17 protein-coding genes and 1 riboswitch are annotated in these 23,453 nt (G+C 30.8%); of the genes, 10 read left to right on the top strand and 7 right to left on the bottom strand.

Annotated features, from left to right (window positions below; all coding sequences use genetic code 11):
• Window positions 1–10 precede the first annotated feature (10 nt).
• Together ACWYN7_RS09375 and ACWYN7_RS09370 are read left to right on the top strand one after the other, a co-directional pair.
• Complete coding sequence (locus ACWYN7_RS09375) at window positions 11–1,414, top strand: NupC/NupG family nucleoside CNT transporter (protein WP_462859661.1); 1,404 nt, start codon at window positions 11–13, stop codon at window positions 1,412–1,414.
• Between the two features lie 153 nt (window positions 1,415–1,567).
• Window positions 1,568–2,392, top strand: a complete 825-nt coding sequence (locus tag ACWYN7_RS09370) for a thymidylate synthase (RefSeq protein ID WP_462859660.1) — start codon at window positions 1,568–1,570, stop codon at window positions 2,390–2,392.
• A 70-nt stretch (window positions 2,393–2,462) separates the two neighbouring features.
• Here ACWYN7_RS09370 and ACWYN7_RS09365 read toward each other — a convergent pair whose 3' ends face one another.
• Window positions 2,463–2,759 (bottom strand): isoamylase early set domain-containing protein, encoded by a 297-nt coding sequence (locus ACWYN7_RS09365; RefSeq protein ID WP_462859659.1) that lies wholly within the window; start codon window positions 2,757–2,759, stop codon window positions 2,463–2,465.
• 302 nt (window positions 2,760–3,061) lie between these two features.
• On the opposite strand from ACWYN7_RS09365, the gene ACWYN7_RS09360 reads away from it, so the two are divergent.
• Window positions 3,062–3,550 carry a dihydrofolate reductase gene (locus tag ACWYN7_RS09360; protein ID WP_462859658.1) on the top strand — a complete coding sequence of 163 codons (489 nt, stop codon included), beginning with the start codon at window positions 3,062–3,064 and terminating at the stop codon, window positions 3,548–3,550.
• Here the strand turns inward: ACWYN7_RS09360 and ACWYN7_RS09355 are convergent.
• Window positions 3,547–3,984: a DUF6146 family protein gene (locus ACWYN7_RS09355; protein WP_462859657.1), complete on the bottom strand. Its 438-nt coding sequence runs from the start codon at window positions 3,982–3,984 to the stop codon at window positions 3,547–3,549. The two genes, ACWYN7_RS09360 and ACWYN7_RS09355, sit on opposite strands and share 4 nt — an antisense overlap.
• A 224-nt stretch (window positions 3,985–4,208) precedes the next feature.
• Here ACWYN7_RS09355 and ACWYN7_RS09350 point away from each other — a divergent pair, with 224 nt between their 5' ends.
• Window positions 4,209–5,555, top strand: a complete 1,347-nt coding sequence (locus ACWYN7_RS09350; protein WP_462859656.1) for a M24 family metallopeptidase — start codon at window positions 4,209–4,211, stop codon at window positions 5,553–5,555.
• Entirely contained in the window at window positions 5,556–6,113 is a 558-nt protein-coding gene (locus tag ACWYN7_RS09345) for a DNA-3-methyladenine glycosylase I (RefSeq protein WP_462859655.1), read from the top strand. It abuts the gene before it with no gap.
• 81 nt (window positions 6,114–6,194) lie between these two features.
• Here ACWYN7_RS09345 and ACWYN7_RS09340 read toward each other — a convergent pair whose 3' ends face one another.
• Window positions 6,195–6,404 carry a hypothetical protein gene (locus tag ACWYN7_RS09340; protein WP_462859654.1) on the bottom strand — a complete coding sequence of 70 codons (210 nt, stop codon included), beginning with the start codon at window positions 6,402–6,404 and terminating at the stop codon, window positions 6,195–6,197.
• 106 nt (window positions 6,405–6,510) lie between these two features.
• Between ACWYN7_RS09340 and ACWYN7_RS09335 the strand changes: the two genes are divergently transcribed.
• The gene (locus ACWYN7_RS09335; protein ID WP_462859653.1) at window positions 6,511–6,897 is read left to right on the top strand and encodes a pyrophosphohydrolase domain-containing protein; all 387 of its coding nucleotides are present in this window, start codon (window positions 6,511–6,513) and stop codon (window positions 6,895–6,897) included.
• A gap of 68 nt (window positions 6,898–6,965) precedes the next feature.
• On the opposite strand, the gene ACWYN7_RS09330 is transcribed toward ACWYN7_RS09335, so the two are convergent.
• Together ACWYN7_RS09330 and metK are read right to left on the bottom strand one after the other, a co-directional pair.
• Window positions 6,966–9,461: a zinc-dependent metalloprotease gene (locus ACWYN7_RS09330; protein WP_462859652.1), complete on the bottom strand. Its 2,496-nt coding sequence runs from the start codon at window positions 9,459–9,461 to the stop codon at window positions 6,966–6,968.
• A 142-nt stretch (window positions 9,462–9,603) separates the two neighbouring features.
• On the bottom strand, window positions 9,604–10,860 hold the full coding sequence (gene metK / locus ACWYN7_RS09325; RefSeq protein WP_462859651.1) for a methionine adenosyltransferase: 1,257 nt from the start codon (window positions 10,858–10,860) through the stop codon (window positions 9,604–9,606).
• Between the two features lie 311 nt (window positions 10,861–11,171).
• Window positions 11,172–11,293, top strand: a riboswitch (SAM riboswitch).
• 124 nt (window positions 11,294–11,417) lie between these two features.
• On the opposite strand from metK, the gene ACWYN7_RS09320 reads away from it, so the two are divergent.
• The 4 genes from ACWYN7_RS09320 to ACWYN7_RS09305 all read left to right on the top strand — a co-directional run bounded on the left by ACWYN7_RS09320 (window position 11,418) and on the right by ACWYN7_RS09305 (window position 18,925).
• On the top strand, window positions 11,418–12,692 hold the full coding sequence (locus ACWYN7_RS09320) for an O-acetylhomoserine aminocarboxypropyltransferase/cysteine synthase family protein (RefSeq protein ID WP_462859650.1): 1,275 nt from the start codon (window positions 11,418–11,420) through the stop codon (window positions 12,690–12,692).
• Between the two features lie 222 nt (window positions 12,693–12,914).
• A complete protein-coding gene (gene thrA / locus ACWYN7_RS09315) occupies window positions 12,915–16,316 on the top strand; it encodes a bifunctional aspartate kinase/homoserine dehydrogenase I (RefSeq protein ID WP_462859649.1) in 3,402 nt (1,133 codons plus the stop codon).
• Window positions 16,317–16,415: 99 nt separating this feature from the next.
• Window positions 16,416–17,582 (top strand): trans-sulfuration enzyme family protein, encoded by a 1,167-nt coding sequence (locus tag ACWYN7_RS09310; RefSeq protein WP_462859648.1) that lies wholly within the window; start codon window positions 16,416–16,418, stop codon window positions 17,580–17,582.
• 137 nt (window positions 17,583–17,719) lie between these two features.
• Window positions 17,720–18,925, top strand: coding sequence for a polysaccharide lyase family 7 protein (locus ACWYN7_RS09305; protein ID WP_462859646.1), 1,206 nt, complete (start codon window positions 17,720–17,722; stop codon window positions 18,923–18,925).
• Between the two features lie 48 nt (window positions 18,926–18,973).
• On the opposite strand, the gene ACWYN7_RS09300 is transcribed toward ACWYN7_RS09305, so the two are convergent.
• A complete protein-coding gene (locus ACWYN7_RS09300; RefSeq protein ID WP_462859645.1) occupies window positions 18,974–21,397 on the bottom strand; it encodes a T9SS type A sorting domain-containing protein in 2,424 nt (807 codons plus the stop codon).
• Between the two features lie 29 nt (window positions 21,398–21,426).
• Window positions 21,427–23,337: an Ig-like domain-containing protein gene (locus ACWYN7_RS09295; protein WP_462859644.1), complete on the bottom strand. Its 1,911-nt coding sequence runs from the start codon at window positions 23,335–23,337 to the stop codon at window positions 21,427–21,429.
• Between the last annotated feature and the right edge of the window lie 116 nt (window positions 23,338–23,453).

Genomic DNA, 23,453 nt, shown 5'->3' with positions numbered 1-23,453 from the left:
TATGTTCATTATGAAAAAAATACTCATTGTCTTTCTTTGTTTATGCTCAGCTACCATTTTTTCTCAAGACGCAGAAGTTGTTGTAGCAGCAAAAGAAATAATTCCAAGTCAAGGTTTTTCTTTTACCAGTTTATGGAGAGGAGTTTTAGGAATGTTTGTGCTGATAGTTATTGCTTTTTTATTTAGCAGTAACAAAAAAGCAATAGATTGGAAAAAAGTTGGTATTGGTTTGGCTTTACAGCTTTTAATAGCTATTGGTGTTTTAAAAGTTAGTTTTATTCAGAAAGTATTCGAATTTATTGGTGGTATTTTTATCGAAATTTTAGAATACACAAAAGCAGGTAGTGAGTTTTTATTTGCGGGTATTGTAGCAGATACAAATACATTTGGGTACATTTTTGCTTTTCAAGTATTACCAACTATTATTTTCTTCTCAGCCTTAACATCTTTGCTTTTTTACCTAGGAATTATTCAATGGATTGTAAAAATTCTTGCAATAGGTTTATCAAAATTTTTGGGTATTTCAGGTATGGAAAGTTTGTCTGTTGCAGGTAATATCTTTTTAGGACAAACAGAAGCGCCACTTTTAATTAAGGCGTATTTAGAAAAAATGAATAAGTCAGAAATGCTGTTGGTAATGATTGGTGGCATGGCTACAGTTGCAGGAGCAGTTTTAGCAGCATATATTGGTTTTTTAGGTGGTGGAGATAAAGCTTTAGAGCTAGTTTTTGCAAAACATTTATTAGCAGCTTCTGTTATGGCAGCACCAGGGGCTATTGTAATTTCTAAAATCTTGTACCCACAAACAGAAGAAGTAAATACAGATGTAACCGTTTCTCAAGAAAAAATTGGTTCTAATATTTTAGATGCAATTGCAAATGGTACTACAGAAGGTTTGCGTTTGGCAGTAAATGTAGGAGCCATGTTATTGGTTTTTGTTGCTGTAATTGCAATGATTAACGGAATTTTAGGTTGGGCAGGAGACATTACTACCTTAAATGATATTATAGCCTCAAACACAGGTTACGAAAATCTTTCTTTAGAGTTTATTTTAGGATATATTTTTGCACCTTTAATGTGGTTAATAGGTGTTGCATCAGAAGATATGGCTTTAATGGGGCAATTGTTAGGTATTAAATTAGCAGCTAGCGAATTTGTAGGTTATATACAATTGGCGGAATTAAAAAATGTGGCTAGTGCAACACATTTATCTTTTAATAAATCCATAATTATGGCTACATATATGCTTTGTGGATTTGCCAATTTTGCATCTATAGGAATACAAATTGGTGGTATTGGTTCTTTGGCTCCTGGTCAGCGTAAAACCTTGTCAGAATTTGGGATTAAAGCTTTAATTGGTGGTACAATTGCTTCTTTAATGTCTGCAACTATTGCAGGGATGATTATAGGGTAACTTTTTTAAAATATTTATATTTTTCTACAATAGTTGATAACTTTAAAATATCATCTACATAAAACCGCTTATATAACCTTAATCTTTTTCTATTTTTACAAACAGTTTTTTTCTAAAACTAACACGAAAAATTAATTTTAACGCTAACATTTTATGAAACAATATCACGATTTAGTAAAACACGTTTTAGAAAACGGAAATGAAAAAGGAGATAGAACAGGAACTGGAACAAAGAGTGTTTTTGGGTATCAGATGCGTTTTGATTTAAGTGAAGGTTTTCCTATGGTAACTACCAAAAAACTACATTTAAAAAGTATTGTTTATGAATTGTTATGGTTTATAAAAGGCGATACCAATATTAAATATCTACAAGAAAATGGTGTAAGAATCTGGAATGAATGGGCAGATGAAAATGGAGATTTAGGGCCAGTTTATGGTCATCAATGGCGCAATTGGAATAGTGATGAGGTAGATCAGCTTAAAGATGTAATAGAAACCTTAAAGAAGAATCCAAATTCGAGAAGAATGTTAGTTTCTGCTTGGAATCCTTCTGTATTGCCAGATACATCAGTTTCATTCTCAGAAAATGTAGCCAATGGAAAAGCAGCTTTACCTCCTTGCCATGCGTTTTTTCAATTTTACGTTTCAGATGGTAAATTATCTTGCCAATTGTACCAAAGAAGCGCAGATATATTTTTAGGAGTTCCTTTTAATATTGCTTCTTACGCTTTGTTTACAATGATGATTGCACAAGTTTGTGGCTATAAAGCAGGCGAATTTATTCACACTTTTGGTGATGCACATATCTATAACAATCATAAAGAACAATTAGAATTACAATTGTCTAGAGATCTAAGACCTTTACCAAAAATGAAAATTAATCCTAATATCAAAAACATCGAAGACTTTACTTTCGAAGATTTTGAGCTGTTAGATTATAACCCACACCCACATATAAAAGGTGTAGTTGCAGTATAATTTCACAAAAAAGAGCTTTCAAAATATTTAAAATTTGAAAGCTCTTTTTTATTTTATCATCATTAAGATATTATAAACTTAAAACACTGTTTTCTGCTCCAGCAAAATCGCTCCATGCAAAACTATCAGCTGCATCTTCATTTACATATTCGCCATCTACAACATATTTAAACTCGTAAGAATTACCTGCTTCTAAATCTAAAGTCCCTTTAAAAGAACCATTCTTTAATTTTTTAAGCGGCATTGCCTCTACATTCCATTCATTAAAACTTCCTACAACTGCAACACTTTTAGCTTCTTCAGCAGGTACAGTAAAAGTTACTTTACAAACTGGTTTACTTTTTAAAAATTGTTTTTTAATTGCCATAATAATTCGATTAAATTATGGTGTAAAAATATAGAAGAACTTCTTTACAACAAACACAATTTAGCAATAAGATTAAAGAATTATCAGTTTAATAATATCAACATCTAATTAATTGAAAATTATAAATAAAGATGTAGCTTAATTGCTGTTTTTATAAAATTAATGTTGGTTCTTTTTACTTGATTTTCAGGTATTTTAGAACTAAAACGTATTCGTATAAGCAAAAAGTGGTTTAAAATAACCCTAAAACATCAATTTAAAGAAACATTTCTGTTATTTTTGTGTAAAATGATGAGGTTTATATGATTACAATTATAGCTGCTATTGCAAAAAATAATGCGTTAGGAAAAGATAATGACCTAATTTGGCATTTACCTGCAGATTTAAAAAGGTTTAAAAAAGTAACTTCTGGTCATCCCATTTTAATGGGTAGAAATACTTTTGAATCTATAGGTAAACCTTTACCAAACAGAACAACAGTAATTATTACCAGAAATAAAGATTATGTAAAAGAAGGTTGTTTAATTGCTAATAGTGTAGAAGAAGCTTTAGAATTAGTACAAGACAAACCAGAAATTTTTATTATTGGTGGTGCACAAGTCTATAATTATGCCATGAAAAATAATTTAGTGGATGCTTTAGATATAACTCAAGTACATCATGAATTTGAAGCAGATGCTTTTTTTCCGGAAATAGATGCCGATGTTTGGCAATTAGTAAAACAAGAAGATTTTAAAGCAGATGATAAAAATATATACGATTACAGTTTTTTACGTTTCGAAAAAATCTAATTAATTCGATTGGCTCTAAAACCTCCTCCTAAATTCATTTTATATTTTTGTTGTGCAAATAAAAAGTAATTGAATAATTTATAATTTACCTCATAACCATAATCTACAAATGGTTGGTAATTAATAACGTTTTCGTAGATGCTTGGGTTAAATTGGCTAGGATTATTTGCTCTTTGGTTCCAGGTAACTACCCAAACTTTATTTCTAGCTTCTAAATATTGTTGCGAATAAAAACCTTCTGGTTTAGCAACTGAATTTAAAAAGTTGTTAAACCCTACATCAATTATAATAATTTCGTATTCTAAACTATCATTAGCAATCACTACTGGTTCTTCTTTTTCTATTGCTGTGTTATTTATGAGTGATGATGATCCACAGGCCCAAAAAAAGATTCCGATTACGAATAATAATAATATTTGTTTTAAAATTTTCATGATATCTAAAGATATTAAATTTATATAAGTTTTATTGTTAAAAAATTGTTGTTCTATCCTTTTTAACACTTTCAAAAGTAGTTGAGTTGGTTTTATTTAAAAAGTTGGAATGAGTAAAAGCCCGTTTTTAGTGAGTAAACAGAAATAAATGCTTAAAAATTAATTGAAATATCATAGATTTTAAATCTTTAATCTTAATTTTAGAGTTTAAATATCACCATAATATGATTAAAAAATTTCTTTTCCTATTTACAATTTTCCTTTTCTTATCATGTAAAAATCAAACAGAACCTGCTACAGAATATTCCATATTAAAAGAAAAAGAAAGAGCTGTTTTAAAGGACGAACTTTTAGAAGATCGATTTACAAATTTATTGCCAGCATTAATGGATAAAGCAGATCTAGATATGTGGTTGTTAATTTCTAGAGAATACAATGAAGATCCTATTTTAAAAACAATGTTGCCAGCAACTTGGCTAAATGCTAGAAGAAGAACAATTATTGTTTTTTACAGAGATAAAGAACAAAATACGTTAGAAAGATTAGCTGTGGCAAGATATGATATTGGTAAAAGCATTCAGTCTGCTTGGGATAAAGAAAAAGAACCCAATCAATGGAAAGCTTTGGCAGAAATTATTAAAGAAAGAAATCCGAATAAAATTGGTGTAAATACATCTACACATTTTGCTTTAGCTGATGGTTTGGTTAAAACCGATTATGATGAATTAACCCAAAATTTACCAGTAGAATTAAACAAAAAAATGGTTTCTGCTGAAAAATTAGGAATTGCTTGGATAGAAACCAGAACCGAAAAAGAGTTGGCATTATTTAGAAAACTTGTAAAAATAACCCACGATATTATTGACGAAACCTTTTCTGAAAATACGATAATTCCTGGAGAAACATCAACAGAAGATTTGGTTTGGTTTATGCGTCAAAAAGTAACAGATTTAGGTTTAGAAACTTGGTTTCATCCTACAATAGACTTACAAAGAAATAACGAAGCTTTAAAATCTCATATCGAATCTTTTTCTAAAAGTAAAGATCAAAAAATCATTCAAAAAGGAGATTTATTACATTGCGATTTCGGAATTACTTACATTGGTTTAAACACAGATTGCCAACAACATGCTTATGTTTTAAAAGATGATGAAACTGAAGTGCCACAATTTTTACAAAAAGCCTTTAAAAAAGGAAATCGAGTACAAAATATTTTAACATCGAACATGAAAACTGGTTTAACAGGTAATCAAATTTTAGCAAATTCTTTAAATCAAGGTAAAAACGAGGGTTTAAGACCATCAATTTATACACATCCTTTAGGTACTTATGGGCACAGTGCAGGTACAACTATTGGCATGTGGGATTCTCAGAAAGGAGTACCTTTTAATGGCGATTATCCTTTGCAAAAAAATACGGCATATGCCATAGAATTAAACACAACTGTTGCTATTAAAGAGTGGAACAAAGACATAAGAATTATGTTAGAAGAAGCTGGTTTTTTTGGTGATGATATTTTTGAGTATGTAAATGAAAGGCAAACAGCTATTAAACCTATAAAAACAAATTAAATGAAACATCGATGTTTTTGGGTAACAGACAGTAAGTTGTATCAAGATTATCATGATTTTGAATGGGGAGAACCTGTTTATGATGATAAAACTTTGTTTGAATTTTTAATTTTAGAAACTTTTCAGGCAGGTGTAAGTTGGATTACGATTTTAAATAAAAGAGAAAATTTTAGAAAAGCTTTTGATAATTTCGATTACCATAAAATTGCAAAATATCCAGAAAGCAAGTTTAATGCCTTAATGCAAGATGCAGGTATTATTAGAAATAAATTAAAAATTAGAAGTGCTATTTCTAATGCACAATTATTTATAGAAATTCAAAATGAGTTTGGTTCGTTTTCTAATTTTATTTGGAGTTATGTTGATGGTAAACCAATTGTTAATCAGTTTTGCAAAAAAGAAGATGTACCTGCAACCACACCAATTTCTGATCGGCTTTCTAAAGATTTAAAAAAACGTGGATTTAAATTTACAGGATCTACAGTAATGTATGCTTATATGCAAGCTGTTGGTATGGTAAATGATCATACCACAGATTGTTTTAAATACCCGAATTAAGACATGTTTAGAAATCACTTTATAAAAGTGGTTTGAAAATCACAAAAAAAATATTCGAAAAATAAAAAGGAAACCTTATAATTAATTGCCAAAAATAATACGAATAGCTATAAAAATGGCAACAATTAATCCTCCGTAAATGGCAACTTTTTTGCCAGCATTTTTATAATAACGTTCGTGATTTTTAACGTCTTTTTTATAACTTAAGTATATTAGAGTTCCGAAAATCAAAACAAAAAAAGCGATAAAAATTATTCTTCCAGTAGTAAAGTAGGCGTTTATAAACATCATTTTTTTATCTTAATAAGTTTTGAATTATTCCGTTTTTAGACACTTTAAAGAGTTGTAAAGTTTCTATATATTGTAAGTTGCAAAATTACAAATAAAAGTACACTAAATGAAAAACAAAATAGCAGCAGTTCATGCATTTCACACAGCGTTTAAATTAAATATTCAAAATAAGCCCACTGTACATATTTCTGATGAAAGAAAACAACTACGTTTTGAGTTGATGAAAGAAGAAAACGAAGAATATTTAGAAGCTGCTAAAAATAACGATTTAATAGAAGTTGCAGATGCTTTAGGAGATATGCTGTATATTTTATGTGGAACCATAATAGAACATGGAATGCAAGATAAAATCGAAGAAGTTTTTAATGAAATTCAACGTTCTAACATGAGTAAATTAGGCGAAGATGGGCAGCCAATTTACAGAGAAGATGGTAAGGTTTTAAAAGGGCCTAATTATTTTAAACCAGATTTTTCTAAGATTTTAAAGAGCTAAAAATTTTTATTAAAAAACAAAAAAAACCTCGCAATTTGCGAGGTTTTTAAAATGTATTTTAAATATGATTATTTAGGTTCTAAAATCATATCGATTCTATCAACCACATCTTGTAAGTGGTAACGTCTTAAAGTATTCCCAGAATAAGCCGCTTTTTTAGCATCTCTCTGAATACGTTTTAACTCACCTCTTGCTACAGATTTAACATCAGATTGGTTAATGGTAATTCCAGATCTTTTTCTGTAACCGCTGTTAGTGCCTCGTTGATCTTTAGCTTTATTTAATAAATAATCTAATCTATCTAAATGCGCTCTTTGTAAATTTCTTCTGTAGGTATCTATAGATGCTCCAGAATAAATTTCAGACCAAACGCCTTTTCTTACATCACTCATCATATTTACAAGTGTATAAGCTTTAGAAGAACCGTTTAAGGTTTCGTTTTCTATCATTCTAGCCATTCTACCTGGATCTAAAATATTGTTTAAAGTTCTAGCTTGTAATCCACGAACTCTTTCTACAGCACCAGAAAATTCAGTTTTGCTAAAAATGTTTTCGTCTAACATCCATTCAGGAGTTTTAAACAATTCATCAACTACAAATTTTAAAGCTTCTTTTTGAATAGCTTTATCTACATGAGTATACACTGCACCTTCTTGGTCTGTAGTTTTGTAGTGCTCGTAAACACCACCAATATTAGCAGAAACGTGTCCCATATATCTATTAAATTGACTTAAAACTTGACCATACATGGTAGATAAATTTTCGTAAGTTTCACCTTTTTCAGATGTCCACTCTTCTAATCTTGGTAATATTCTTTGTAAATTTTTAATTCCGTACATAGAAGCTTTCATGGCATCATCACCTAAATCTTCTGTTTGTGAACTTGGGTCTACAACACCACCTGCTTGTTGATGTCCAAATCTATACATTGGGTCTCCAGCGTGTTTTAAAATCCAAGCATCTAAAGTTTCTTTTTCGTCTTTAGCATCTTTATCTAAAATTGGTCTATATCCCCAAGAAATGGCGTATTTATCATACACACCAATATTTGGCATTAAAGCAACACCTTTATCTTCTGGCTGAGCTACATAATTAAAACGAGCATAATCCATAATAGATGGTGCTGTTCCGTATTTTTTTGTAAATGATGCAGAACGTAAAGAATCTACAGGATAAGCAGAAGAACTTCCCATATTATGAGGTAAACCTAATGTGTGGCCCACTTCGTGTGATGATACAAAACGTATTAAACGTCCCATAACTTCTGTTTTAAAATTGTTACCTCTTGCATCTGGATTAATCGCTGCAGTTTGAATAAAGAACCAATTGTGTAATAAAGACATTACATTATGATACCAGTTAATATCAGATTCTAGAATTTCACCTGAACGTGGATCACTCACGTGAGGACCATTTGCATTTGGAATTGGAGAAGCTAAATATCTTACAACAGAATAACGAACATCTTCTGGAGACCAATCTGGATCTTCTTCTTTACTTGGAGGATCTTTTGCAATAATTGCATTTTTAAACCCTGCAGCTTCAAAAGCAACTTGCCAATCTTCAATACCTTTTTTAATATAAGGCACCCATTCTTTTGGGGTAGCTCTATCTACATAATAAACAATTTGTTTTTTAGGCTCAACTAATTCACCTCTTTTAAATTTTTCGATGTCTTCGTCTTTAACCTCTAATCTCCATCTGTCTAAGAAAGTTACTGTTTTACTTTCTTGAGCCTCTAAACCATAATCTGTTTGTCCTCTTGCAAACCAACCAACTCTTTCATCAAAATAACGACGTTTCATAGGTACCTTAGGTAAAAGAATCATAGAATTACTCATCTCTAAAGTTATAGATCCTAAAGCACTGTTTGAAGGTGCTTTATTTGCAAAATAGGTTTTTACGTGTCTAATTTCTATGTTTTGTGGGTAACTACTTACTCTATCAATATAAGAACGAGTTTTGTCTAATCTTGTAGCTTGGTAGAATTTTCTATAAAATGCTGGGAAACCTAATGGTTTTACATCTGTAGAAAATAAATCAGTAGCATCTATAACTGTAGCAGTAGAATCTTTGCTAAATGCTTTAATAGGAAACGCAAATAAAATTGGTTCTAAATTAGAGTTTACAACAGCTTCATGTACAGGTAAAATAGTGTCTGCAACAATATTATGAGAAACAACTCTTAATAAAATTTGTTTTTGTTTTTTTTCCCAACGTAAAACTTGTGTGTTTGTTTTTCCACCACCAAAACCAATTCCGCTGGCAGTTTTTGCTATTCTTGTTACCATTAACATTTCTCTTTTTAAAAGAGAATCAGGAATTTCGAACAAGTAAGTGTTGTCTTTTTGATGAACTTTAAATAAACCTTCGTCTGTTTTGTGTTCTTTGGTAACAACTTTAGCATAAGGCTGAATTGCACCTTTTTTAGGTTTTGGTTTCGGAGCAACTTTTTTAGGCTCTTCTTTCTTTTTTTTCTTTTTAAAAATTTGCGCTTCAGCATTTGCTGAAAAACCCAAAACAAGAGCAAAAAGAAGTACTCTCGAAAATATTTTTTTAGTCATAATGTGTAATTTGAATTGTTTTCGAAATTACGCAAACTCTAAAAACATAAACCTTAAAATTTTGTTAAAGAAATAATATAAAAACCCCTTTAAAACAAAGTTTTAGAGGGGTTTTTATATTTGTAGTATATACTAGTTAAACTTACAAGTTAAAAGCTTCTTTAATGTTAGCTACATAATCTAACTTTTCCCAAGTAAATGTTTCTACTTCTTCAGAAACGGTTTCTCCCATAGGATTTGTAAACGTAACTGTTTTTACTTCAGGAGTTCTTCCCATATGTCCATAGGCAGCAGTTTCTGAGTAGATAGGAGTTCTTAATTTTAAACGTTTTTCTATAAAATAAGGACGCATATCAAAAATTTCTTCTACTTTTTTGCTGATTTCTCCATCAGATAAATCTACAGTAGCTGTGCCATAAGTTTCTACATTTATACTTGTAGGTTTTGCAACTCCGATTGCATAAGAAACTTGAACTAAAACTTCTTTACACAAACCAGCAGCCACTAAGTTTTTAGCAATATGTCTGGTTGCATAAGCTCCAGATCTATCTACTTTAGAAGGATCTTTTCCAGAAAAAGCGCCACCACCATGTGCACCTTTTCCACCATAAGTATCTACAATTATTTTTCTACCAGTTAAACCTGTATCTCCATGAGGTCCACCAATTACAAAAATTCCTGTTGGGTTTATGTGATACGTAATATCATCTGTAAATAATTTTTGAATATGAGCAGGTAATTTTGCAATTACTCTAGGAATTAAAATTTCTACAATATCTTTTTTAATTTTGGCCAACATTACTTCTTCTGATGCGTCAAAATCATCATGTTGAGTAGAAATTACAATAGCATCTATTCTTTGCGGAACATTATCATCAGAATATTCAATGGTAACCTGACTTTTTGCATCGGGTCTTAAGTAGGTAATGTCTTTGTTTTCTCTACGTAACTCAGCCAATTCTTTTAATAATCTGTGCGATAATTCTAATGCCAAAGGCATGTAATTTTCAGTTTCATCTGTAGCATAACCAAACATCATTCCTTGGTCTCCTGCACCTTGTTCTTCTGGGCTAGATCTATCAACTCCTTGGTTTATATCTGGTGATTGTTCGTGAATTGCAGACAAAACTCCACAAGAATTTCCATCAAACATATATTCGCCTTTTGTGTAACCAATTTTGTTAATTACATCTCTCGCAATTTTTTGAACGTCTAAATACGTTTCAGATTTTACTTCGCCAGCCAAAACTACTTGACCAGTGGTTACTAGAGTTTCGCAAGCAACTTTACTGTTTTTATCAAAAGCTAAAAAGTTATCGATTAAAGCATCAGAAATTTGATCTGCTACTTTATCTGGATGCCCTTCTGAAACACTTTCTGATGTAAATAAATACGACATAATTCTCTATATATTTTAAATAAATTATAATAATAAATGATTGCTTTGTCGCTAAAAGAAGTAGATAATTACTGCTTTAGCATTTTTTTAGAGAGGTTGCAATCAGTTCAAATTTATCCTCTGTAATTGAAATGCAAATTTACATCATTCTTAGAAATAATTGCATTTTTATAAAAAAAATATTCTTTTTAAGTGTTAATTCGTAAAATACTATCAATTTGTTAAATTATTTAAAATAAATTGAATTTTACTTGGATATTAAATTTTTCTATTGCAATATTTGTACTCACAAAGTTCAATAACTTATTGAGATGTTATCAAGAAAGGTGAAGGGATTAGACCCGTTGAAGCCTTAGCAACCCTTTAATCTATTAAAGAAGGTGCTAAATTCTACCCAAAATTTACTTTAGTAATTTATATGGATAGATAACAAAAACTGAATTTTCTTAAGCTAGAAATTTCTATTTTCTTTATAACATTTTTCTTTTAAGTACATCAATTTTTTGATGCATTTGACTTTTGTTTTAATTAATTATTAACTCAAAAAAAACAGAAAAATGAGTACACACAAATTAGCAACAAATGCGTTGCACGCAGGACATGATGTAAAAGCAAATGGAGGTGCAAGAGCGGTTCCTATTTATCAAACATCATCTTATGTTTTTAACGATTCAGATCATGCAGCAAATTTATTTTCGTTAGCAGAATTAGGATTTATTTACACTAGATTAAACAATCCAACAAATCAAATATTACAAGAACGTTTGGCGGCTGTAGAAGGCGGAATTGGAGCAGTTGTTTTTGCTTCTGGAACATCAGCAATATCAACTGGATTATTAACTTTATTAAAGGCAGGTGATCATATTGTAGCATCAAGTAGTTTGTATGGAGGTACCTACAATTTATTAAACGTAACTTTACCTAGATTAGGGATAACAACTACGTTTGTTGATGCTTCTAATCCTGATAATTTTAAAGATGCTGTTCAAGAAAATACAAGAGCATTTTTTGTGGAATCTTTAGGTAATCCGAAGTTAGATGTTTTAGATTTAGAAGCAATTGCTGAGCATTCTAAAGCTGCAGAAGTGCCTTTTATTGTTGATAATACAGTGGCTACACCAGCGTTATTAAATCCGATTAAACACGGAGCAAATATTGTAATTCACTCTTTAACAAAATATATTGGTGGTCAAGGAACATCATTAGGTGGAGCAATAATTGATGCAGGAACTTTTAACTGGGCCAATGGAAAATTCCCAGAATTTACAGAGCCATCTGCAGGTTACCATGGGTTAAAATATCACGAAGTTTTAGGTGCTGCCTCTTATACGTTTAAATTAATTTTAGAAGGATTACGTGATTTTGGTGGCGCATTAAGTCCTACAAATGCGTTTAATATTATTCAAGGTTTAGAAACGTTATCCGTTAGAATTAAACAACATTCAGAAAATGCATTGGCTTTAGCAAAATGGCTAGAAGCACAAGAAGAAGTAGCTTGGGTAAATTATCCTGGTTTAGAAAGCAGTAAATACAAAGCGTTGGCTGATAAATATTTGCCAAAAGGACAAAGTGGAATTGTAACTTTTGGGCATAAAGGAGGTTTTGAAGCGGCAAAAACAATTGCAGATAACACAAAAGTTTTCTCTTTATTGGCAAATATTGGTGATACTAAATCCTTGATTATTCATCCTGCAAGTACAACGCATCAACAATTAGATGAAGCTCAGCAAGAAAGTGCTGGAGTTTCTCAAGATTTAATTCGTTTGTCTGTTGGTATAGAAGATTTAGAGGATTTAAAAGCAGATTTAAAAGCGGCTTTTTCAGAAATATAAATTTTATATCCTGCAAGGTCTCAAAGACCTTGTAGGTATTTTAATAAACAAATTATATATAAACCTATTAAGGTTTTTAAAACCTTGTAATTTAAAATAATAAGAACCTAAAATCCTTAAGTATTTCATTTTGAGTGAAATGAAGTGAAGTTGAAAAATCTATTTAGATTTCTCCACAAGAGCGAAATGACATACTAATTTGATTATTTTATTAAAAAAGATTTGAAACATCCATTGCAACATATCAAAATTAAAAATTTCATCACAGAATTGGGAGCTAAAATTCCTGAGTTAAATTTAAGTTATCAAGTTTTTGGTAAAGAATTGGGTACAGCTCCTGTGGTTTTAATCAACCATGCATTAACAGGTAATAGCGAAGTTGGTGGTAAAAATGGTTGGTGGAAAGACATTGTAGGTAAAGAAAAAGCCATTGATACAACTGTTTATACAGTTTTGTCTTTTAATATTCCTGGTAATGGTTTTGATGAATTTCTGATAGATAATTACAAAGATTTTATTGCTAGAGATATTGCAAAACTTTTTTTACAAGGATTATCACTATTAAAAATTAAGCAATTATTTGCTTTAATTGGTGGTTCTTTAGGAGGAGGAATTGCGTGGGAAATGATGGTTTTAAATAACAAATTAACGCAACATTTTTTACCCATTGCTACAGACTGGAAATCTACTGATTGGTTAATTGCCAATTGCCAAATACAAGAACAATTTTTGGTAAATTCTAGTAATCCTGTTCATGATGCAAGAATGCATGCAATGCTGTGTTACAGAACTCCAGAGAGTTTTAAAGAGCGTTTTCATCGATCTAAAAAAGATAATTCAGATATTTTTGATGTAGAAAGTTGGTTGCTGCATCATGGAAAAAAACTGCAAGAACGTTACCAATTATCGTCTTATAAATTAATGAATCAGTTGTTAAAAACGATTGATGTAACTGTGGGTGGTAAAAAAGATATTTCCATATTAGATCAAATTGAAGCGAATATTCACATTATTGGTGTAGATTCTGATTTGTTTTTTACAGCAGAAGAAAATAGAGAAACCCATAAAAAATTAGCATTAACAAAGGCAAATGTTACTTATAACGAAATTAATTCTGTTCATGGTCATGATGCTTTTTTAATAGAATACAATCAATTAGAAAAAATAATTGAACCAATTTTTAATAAAGATTACAGAGAAAAGAAGATGAAAGTTTTAAAGTTTGGAGGTAAATCTTTAGGGAATGGAAAAGGTTTACAAAATGCTATAGAAATTATAGTGAGTAAATATAAAAGTGGTGATAAAATTACGATTGTTGCTTCTGCTAGAGGAAATTCAACAAACGATTTAGAAGCTATTTTACAAAATGCAGCTGCAAAAAAGGAATATAAATCTAAATTTTTAGCATTTAAAGAATATCAACAAGAACCAAATAAGGCAGTCGATTTTTCTGAAGAATTTTCTAAGTTAGAAACCATTTTTGAAGGTGTTTCTTTGTTAGGTGATTATAGCCAGAAAATTAAAGATGAAGTTTTAGCACAAGGTGAATTATTATCAGTAAAATTAGTGGCTAGTTTATTAGAAAAAGAATCTATTTCTGTAAATCCTGTTGATGCAAGATCGTTAATAATTACTGATGAAAACTTTGGAAATGCACAGCCAATTCAAGCAGTTTCAAAAGAAAATGTAATTCAATATTTTAAAGAAAATAAATCTACAATTAACATTGTTACAGGTTTTATTTCATCAAACAAAAAAGGAGAAACCACTACTTTGGGTAGAAATGGAAGCAATTATACTGCAGCTTTATTAGCAAATTATTTAGATGCAGATGAACTTCAAAATTATACACATGTAAGTGGTATTTACACTGCTGATCCAAAATTGGTTGCAGATGCTAAAAAAATAGATCAATTGTCTTTTAACGAAGCTAATGAGCTAGCTACTTTTGGTACAAATTTGTTGCATGCCAAAACAATTATTCCGTTAATAGAAAAAAACATAAACCTTAGAATATTAAATACTTTTAATCTTAAAGATAAAGGAACTTTAATTTCATCTACTTCTGCATCACAAGGAATTAAAACCATTTCTACCATAGAAAATATGGCGATGATTAATTTTGAAGGTAGAGGTTTATTAGGTAAAGTGGGTGTAGATGCTCGTATTTTTAATGCATTGAGTAAAGAAGATATTAGTGTTAATATTATTGCACAAGGTTCTTCTGAAAGAGGTGTTGGTTTGGTGATAAATGCCGAAAATACTGTACGAGCTGTAAATGCATTAAAAGATGAGTTTGAAAGTGATTTTCAGGCTCAAGATGTAAATCAAATAACAGTTTTTGATCAAGTTTCTGTAATTTCTATTATTGGGCAAGATTTAAGTCAATTTCATCATCCATACAATGCTTTAATAAAAAATCAAATTGTACCGCTTTTATTTAACAACACAGTTACAGGTAAAAATGTGAGTTTGGTGGTTAAAAAAGAGCAATTGTATAAAGCTGTAAATGTAATTCATGGTCAGGTTTTTGGTGTAACCAAAAAGATAAACATTGCCATTTTTGGTAAAGGTTTGGTTGGTGGAACATTAATCGATCAAATTATAGAAAATACGCAATCTGTTTTAGAAAGACGCAAATTACAATTGAATGTTTTTGCAGTTGCAAACTCTAAAAAAGTGTTGTTAAATAAAAATGGAGTTTCTAAAAACTGGAAAGAAAATCTTTTAGAAAATGGTGAGGAAAATGTAAAAGTTAACGATATTATTGCTTTTGCAAAAGCCAATCATTTCGAAAATTTAATTGCGGTTGATAATACAGCAAGTGTAAATTTTGTAAGCAATTATATTCCGTTAATAGAATCTGGTTTCGATTTGGTTTCTTGTAATAAAATTGCCAATACCTTATCTTTTGATTTTTACAAAGAAGTAAGAGCCAAATTAAAAGAATATAAAAAACAATATTTATACGAAACCAATGTGGGTGCAGGTTTACCTTTAATAGATACCATTCGTTTATTACACGAATCTGGTGAGAATATCACCAAAATTAGAGGTGTTTTTTCTGGAAGTTTAAGTTATTTGTTTAATACTTTTTCTGCTGAAGATGTTTCTTTTTCAGAAACTTTACAAGAAGCCATTGATAAAGGATTTACAGAACCAGACCCCAGAGAAGATTTAGGCGGAAATGACGTTGCTAGAAAATTATTAATTTTAGCAAGAGAGTTAGAGTTAGAAAATGAGTTTGATGAAGTAAAAATTAAAAATTTAATTCCTCAAAATTTAAGAGAAGGTGCTACAGAAGATTTCTTAGGGAAATTAGATTTATTGAATGATGAATATCAAGCAATAAAAGAAAATCAAAAACCAAATCACGTTTTACGTTATATTGGCGAATTAAGTGGAGATTTATCACAAAATAAAGGTATTTTAGAAGTAAAGTTAGTTTCTATAGACAAAAGTACACCTTTAGGTTCTTTAAAAGGTTCTGATGCAATTTTTGAAATTTACACAGAATCTTATGGAGAGCAACCAATTGTAATTCAAGGAGCAGGAGCAGGAGCAAGTGTAACTGCAAGAGGTGTTTTTGGTGATATTTTAAGATTAGCAAAACATAATAATTAAATTCTCTGCAAGGTTTTAAAAGCCTTGTAGGTGTTTTTTAGAATTTACAAGCATACCTACAAAGTCAAAAAAAAAAGACTTTGAAAAAAATAAAAGATAATGAGCAAACATTTTGAAACAGAAGCAATTAGAAATCAAACAGAAAGAAGTCAATTTTCTGAACATTCTACACCTTTATATTTAACCTCTAGTTTTGTTTTTGATGATGCAGAAGACATGCGTTCATCCTTCGCAGAAGAAAAACAACGTAATTTATACAGCAGATTTACAAATCCGAATACAACAGAATTTGTAAACAAAGTTGTGGCTATGGAAGGTGCAGAAAGTGGTTATGCATTTGCAACTGGTATGTCTGCTATTTTTTCATCATTTGCAGCGCTGTTAAATGCAGGCGATCATATTGTTTCTTGTAGATCTGTTTTTGGTTCTACACACAGTATGTTTACCAAATATTTACCAAAATGGAATATAGAAACCTCTTATTTTAAGGTTGATGAAGTAGATTTGGTTGAAAGTTTAATCAAGCAAAACACAAAGATTTTATATATAGAAACTCCAACTAATCCTGCTGTAGATATTTTAGATTTAGAGTTGATAGGTAACATCGCCAAAAAACACAATCTAATTTTTATTGTTGATAATTGCTTTGCAACACCTTATATACAACAACCCATAAAATTTGGTGCAGATTTGGTAATCCATTCAGCTACCAAATTAATGGATGGTCAAGGAAGAGTTTTAGGCGGAGTTACAGTAGGTAAAGAAGATTTGATTCGTGAAATCTATTTATTTGCTAGAAATACTGGGCCAGCAATGTCTCCTTTTAATGCTTGGGTGTTATCAAAAAGTTTAGAAACGTTGTCTTTACGTGTAGAAAAACACTCAGAAAATGCATTAAAAGTAGCCTCTTTTTTAGAAGAAAATGAAAATGTAGAATTGGTAAAATATCCTTTTTTAGAATCTCATCCTCAGTACAAAACTGCCAAAAAACAAATGAAATTAGGGGGCAATATTGTTGCTTTCGAAATTAAAGGCGGAATTGAAGCAGGAAGAAAATTCTTAAATAAAATTAAGATGTGTTCTTTATCCGCAAATTTAGGAGATACTAGAACTATTGTTACACATCCATCTTCTACAACTCATGGGCGTTTGTCAGAAGAAGATCGACTAGAAGTAGGAATTACAAATGGTTTAGTGCGTGTTTCTGTAGGCTTAGAAAATGTTGATGATATTATTAAAGACCTAAGCCAAGCCCTAGAAAATTAGAATAATTTGCTGTAAGTTTTACTACTTTATAAAGTTTATAAATAGTTAAATAATAATTTATTTTAAAAAACAACCCAAATTGGTTAACCAATTTTGTATTTTTAAAATCTTAAATTATTAATGCTATTATTTGTTTTATGAAAATTACTTTTAGATTGTTTTTTCTTGCTTCTTTTTTTGTGTTTTTATTTTCTTGTGGTTCTACAGAATCTGAAGAAGAATTGTCAGAAATTTTAGAGTTATCTTCGTTAAATGAGTTTTCTGCGTATCAAGAAACTCAATTGCTAAATATTACTGCAAATATGTATTGGTTTACAGAAATTGATGTGAATTGGATATCAATAGAACCAAGATATGGAACTAATAATGCTAGTGTAGAAGTAACTGCAGCATCAAATACAATTTACGAAAAAAGAACAGGAACCATTACAGTTAAAGGGGGTAATCTTACAAAAACCATAACTATTACTCAGGCTGCAAGAGAAGAAAATACAGGTGAGTTGGATGCAAATAAACCACCATCGCAAAATTTTGATTTATCAACCTGGAAATTAAATACACCAGAAAATAATGGAAGTGGTTTGGCAAAAACAATTTCTGTTAGTGAAATGAATAGTGGTTATGAAGATGATGAATATTTTTACACAGGTGCTGATGGAGGTATGGTTTTTAAATGTCCAATTGATGGTTTTAAAACATCAGCAAACACGAGTTATACTAGAGTAGAATTGAGAGAAATGTTGAGAGGAACTGATACAAGTATTAGCACTCAAGGTGTAAATAAAAACAATTGGGTTTTTGGCACTGCACCAGATGCAGATAAAAATGCTGCTGCTGGTTTTGATGGAGAAATGACTGCAACTTTAGCCATTAATAAAGTTACAACCACAGGAAGTAGCAGTCATATTGGAAGGTTGATTATTGGACAAATTCATGCAAATGATGATGAGCCAATTCGTGTTTATTACCGAAAATTAAAAGACAATGATTTGGGTTCTATCTATTTTGCGCACGAACCAACAGATGGTAATGGAGATGAACAATGGATTGATGTAATAGGTTCTAGAAGTAGCTCTGCTGCAAATCCAGAAGATGGAATTGCGTTAAACGAAAAATTTAGCTATACCATAAAAGTTGTTGGAGATCTTTTAACATTTACAGTGATGAGAGAAGGTAAAGATGATGTTGTGCAAACAGTAGATATGCAAAACAGTGGCTTTAATGTAAGTGGTCAGTATATGTATTTTAAAGCAGGAATTTATCAAGCAAATAATACAGGAGATGCTGATGATTATGCTCAAGTAACTTTTTATAAATTAGAAAAAAGCCATACCCAAAACTAGATTTTTAATAACTAGAAATTCTAGTTTTGGATGTTGACTTTGTAACTATTATCGCTGAAAAATTATTCTTCTGCTGTGCGTTTTACCATTATTTTCTAACCTTAAAATGTAAATTCCGTTAGCTAAATTGGTTTCTAAATTTAAAATAAATTTATTCTGATCTAAAGATTCTAAAGTGTTTCTTTGTATCATTTGACCTCGGATATTATATAACGCAACTTTTAATTTTCCAGAAATAGTACCTGAATGATTAATAATATTCAGGTTTTTTTTGTTTTCTGTAGGATATACAATCCAATTATTATCATCTTTAATTACATAAGAATTTGTGCTTAACTGACTATTTGTTTTGCCATTATAAGCACCAATATTAGGTGTGCCTGTAGATAAATCAATAGGATTACCATACAAATCTACTGTAGGATATGGGCTTAGGTTTTCGAAAACTCCTGTTCCTGCTCCTGGTATAATTGGTCCTGTAATTGCAACTCCATTATTTATGGCTAAACTGCCTTCTATTACTTGATAAGGATATTTGTCATTACCTGAGCCAGAAAAAAGAGCAGCTCCTTTTTGAGGATTTGTATCCATATTTACCCAATCTTGCAGAATAGTGCCTTCAAATAAATTGTTGGTCATGGTAAATGGAGTATTGTTGGTATTTATGGCAAAATTTCTGGCACCCATTCCTGCTCCATCAGTAGAAGAAAAAATATTATTATAAACAAAGGTGTTTTTAGCATCTATGGTAATGCTTGTGGTATAATCATCTCCATTGGTTTTAAGACCTTTATCAATTACAATTGTGTTGTTATTGATGTAAACACCATCATTTAAATTCAGAGCAGCTTGATTTGGCTCTTTCCAACGATCAGAATATACATAAATTGTACTACTTGCGTTGTTCCAATCAGATACTCTAAAACCACTATTTACATCAACATTAAATCTGTAAACAGCATTTTTGTTACCAGCTAAAATTTCTACAAATCCGCCTTCACAATCGTACATGTAATTGTATTGCACAAAGGTGTTTTCGTTTTCTATGTCTATATGAATTCCGTAAGAATCTAAATAACCTCTAGTGCTTAAACACATGTTGTATTGCACAACTGTATTAATAGACCAAATGTTCCAAACAGAGCTACCTCTACCTGGCATTCTTGGATCTGTGGTTGCCCCTGGATGATCGAAAATATTGTTTTCAATTAAACAATTATATGTACGATTTGGAAGTACAGCTGTACCACCATTGTAATAAAACTCGTTATTACGAACAATAATATCTTTGTTTCTATTTATGGCATCATTACCTACACCATCATTAGCTCCACTGTGTTTAAACTGTATTCCTAAACGTTGTAAATTGGTAAAATAAGAATCTTCTATAAGTATATTTTCGATGTTTTTTTCTTTACCAACTTCGGTGTTTCTTGCACATGTAAATCGGATTCCAGAAACTTGAATAGCATCAAAACTATCACGATCTAAAACAGGTTCTACAGCAAAAACATCTCTAACCGTTAAATTTCTGAAAATAAAGTTGCTCATTACTTTATCGCTACTATTGTGTATCGAAATTCCAAAACTATCAGTATCTGCAACACCAGTTCTACTTACAGTTCTATCGTTTCTAACTTCTAATCCGTCTAGAATTATGTTATCATTATTTTCTATTAAAATGGCTTCTTTATAATCGCCACCACCAGCAGCGCCAACATCACCAGAAATAATAGGTTTGGCTCCAGTTCCGTAAGCACTAATGGTAATTGGCAAACCTTCTATACCAGAGCCATTAACTACAAAATGACCTTTAAAATGATCTCCTTTGTTAAAATAAACGTTATCTCCAGCCAATAATGTTGTGCTATTTATTTTAGCCAAACTTTGCCAAGGTGCATTTAAAGAACCGTCATTGGCATCGTTTCCAGAATTGCTGATGTAATATTCTGTTTGTCTTACAGCTTCAGAAACTTTAAAATTATCTAAATCTATAGTGCCAGACCAATAATGAAAAAAAGCAATTTTTATTTGAGTTACTCCAGCATCTGCAATAAAATCTATTTTTTGTTTATACCAAGCTGCACTTTCTGCATCTGTACTTGGTTTGTAATCTGCAGAAGAGGCTAGTAAAACGTTATTCATTGTATAGACTCTTAATTGCCTTTTAAAAGGTCCTTTACTTTCTACCTCAAAAGTATAGACTTTACCAGGTTCAATAGTAATGGGTTTTGCAATTTGCATTTGTGCAGATCCGTTTGGTGATGCTTCCATTCTTGCATATTTATTGCCCGAATTTTCTATAACTTCTGCTGTAACTGTACCAGAATAAGTGCTGATTTTAGTGAGTTCATAACCTTCTGAAGCTAAGTCGAAACCAATGTTTTTTGATTCAAATTTTTCTTCAAAAATAATTTGTCCATTAATGGTAAAGCACAACAGAATTAGTAAAATTGAAAATAGTGTTTTCATAATTATTTTAAATTACAAGGATGTTGCTTTTATTTGATAATTAGTTTTTTATGCACCAAAAGACCATCACCCTTAAAACGAATTATATATAAGCCAGGCTTAAAACTATCTGTTGCTATTCTTGTTGATGTGGTTGGTTTAAAATAAACCTGTTTGCCAGAAACATCGAAAATTGTGGTTTCTAGATTAGCAATATTTTTATCTGTTTTAATAACAAAATACTCTTTTGCAGGATTAGGATAAACGCTAATGGAGTTTTCTAGAGTTTCTGTTTTGCTAGATAAAGTTCCACTTGGTACAATTTCGAATCCTGAATATAAGCTGTTTATTCCTCCAAAATTTAAGGCTGCAAAAATTTGTAAAACCGCAACTTCTGAGCTGTTGCCTGTATTATGATTTGCAACTGTATAATTTACAGTTTCAGTAACTTCTGCAGCACCAACAGGAATATTGTCTATATTTAAAGCAGGATTAATAGCGGTACCTCCATTATTTATAGCATATCTTACAACAACTCTACCTAAACCTCCACTATATGCTGTGATGTTAGAATAACTTATTTCTAAACTTAAAACTTCGTCGATTTCAATTTTACCATTTCTACTTGTTTTAAAATCTTCTAAAGACATGCCATTTATTTTATTGATAGCAACAGCTTGAGGAATGTTTTGCGTAATAGTAACATCGGCTTCAGCAAAAATTGAGTTGTTTTCTTCTGATGTTGCTCTTATTTTTACAATACCTTCTCCAATACCTGTTACAATTCCATTAGCATCAACAGTGGCAATTGATTGGTCTGCTGAAGACCAAGTAATATTTTTATTATCTGCATCTGTAGGTAAAATTGAGGCAGTTAATTGTGCTGTATCACCAATTACAAAAGAGGTAGAATTAGGTGAAATAGATATTGAACTCACAGGAACATTAAAGTCTGCAACAATTGTAATTTCTGTGGTTGCTACTAAACTATTGTCATATTTATTAATGGCAGTAATTGTTGCTTTTTCGCCAATTACACCATGAGTTGTTATTAAACCATTATCATCAACCGAAATTATAGCGCTGTTAGAAGAGTTCCAAGTTGCATTCGGATTTCCATTTGTTGGGCTAACAACAGTTTCTAATTGTAATGTTTTACCTACTCTTAAATTTCCAGGATTTGGTTGTAAAGACATTGCAGTTGGTATACCATAAGGTAAAATTTCTTCTGGTAATTGTAATGTTAAATCTGTACTTTGGTTATTGATGTTATGTGCCAAATAAGAAGTATCGTAAAAGGCAATATAATCTACAATTGCTGTGTTAGATCTACCTTTTAAATAAAAGGTATATTCTTCGCCTTCAATTAAATTGTAGAACAATCCATTATTTCCATTGTGTTCTAAGTTTATACAAGTTCCCCATTTATTGGCACCTCTTCCAAAAAATTTATGAAAAGTTCGTAAATCAGATTCAGAATGTTTAGCAGAGCCACTTGTGTAATTTCCTTCCATTTTTACATAAAAATCATTTCTAAGATCCGCTAGTTCCCACCAAACAGGTTCAGTTTCTCCAGGAGGGGTTAACCATTTTCCTTTATTTGGATTGTTAGATTCTCTTAAAGGAGTGTGCAATCGCATTGCAATTTGATAAGTACCTGTTTTAGGACATGTGAATTTGTATTCTAATTCGCTGCCATCTCCTAACCAAGGACCAGTATATTCTAAATAAGTCTGGTTAATTGGGTCTGGAGATTCCCCAGGATAAAATAAATACTTGAGATAAGATGCATCAGAAGGAGTTCTAACTGCCCATTTTCCTCCAAAATCTGTATTGGTATCTTCTGCTTCAAAAACAATATAATCAGTACCATATTTTATGTTGTTTTGCGACCAAGAGTTGCCTGTGCAGAATATAATTATAAAAGAAAAAAAGAAAAATTGTGTAATTTTTTTTAACATAATCGTTTAGTTTTTAGTGTTTTTGTAAAGTTTAACATTAAAGTTAGATTTCTGTAAAACAAATGTTCTCTTTAGCAGTACATATAAACTCTAAATGGACTAATTTTGAAATTAAT

The sequence above is a fragment of the Polaribacter sp. M10 genome, from assembly GCF_054968445.1.
The sequence above is the reverse complement of the archived record's forward strand: the minus strand, read 5'-3'. Positions and strand labels throughout refer to the sequence as shown.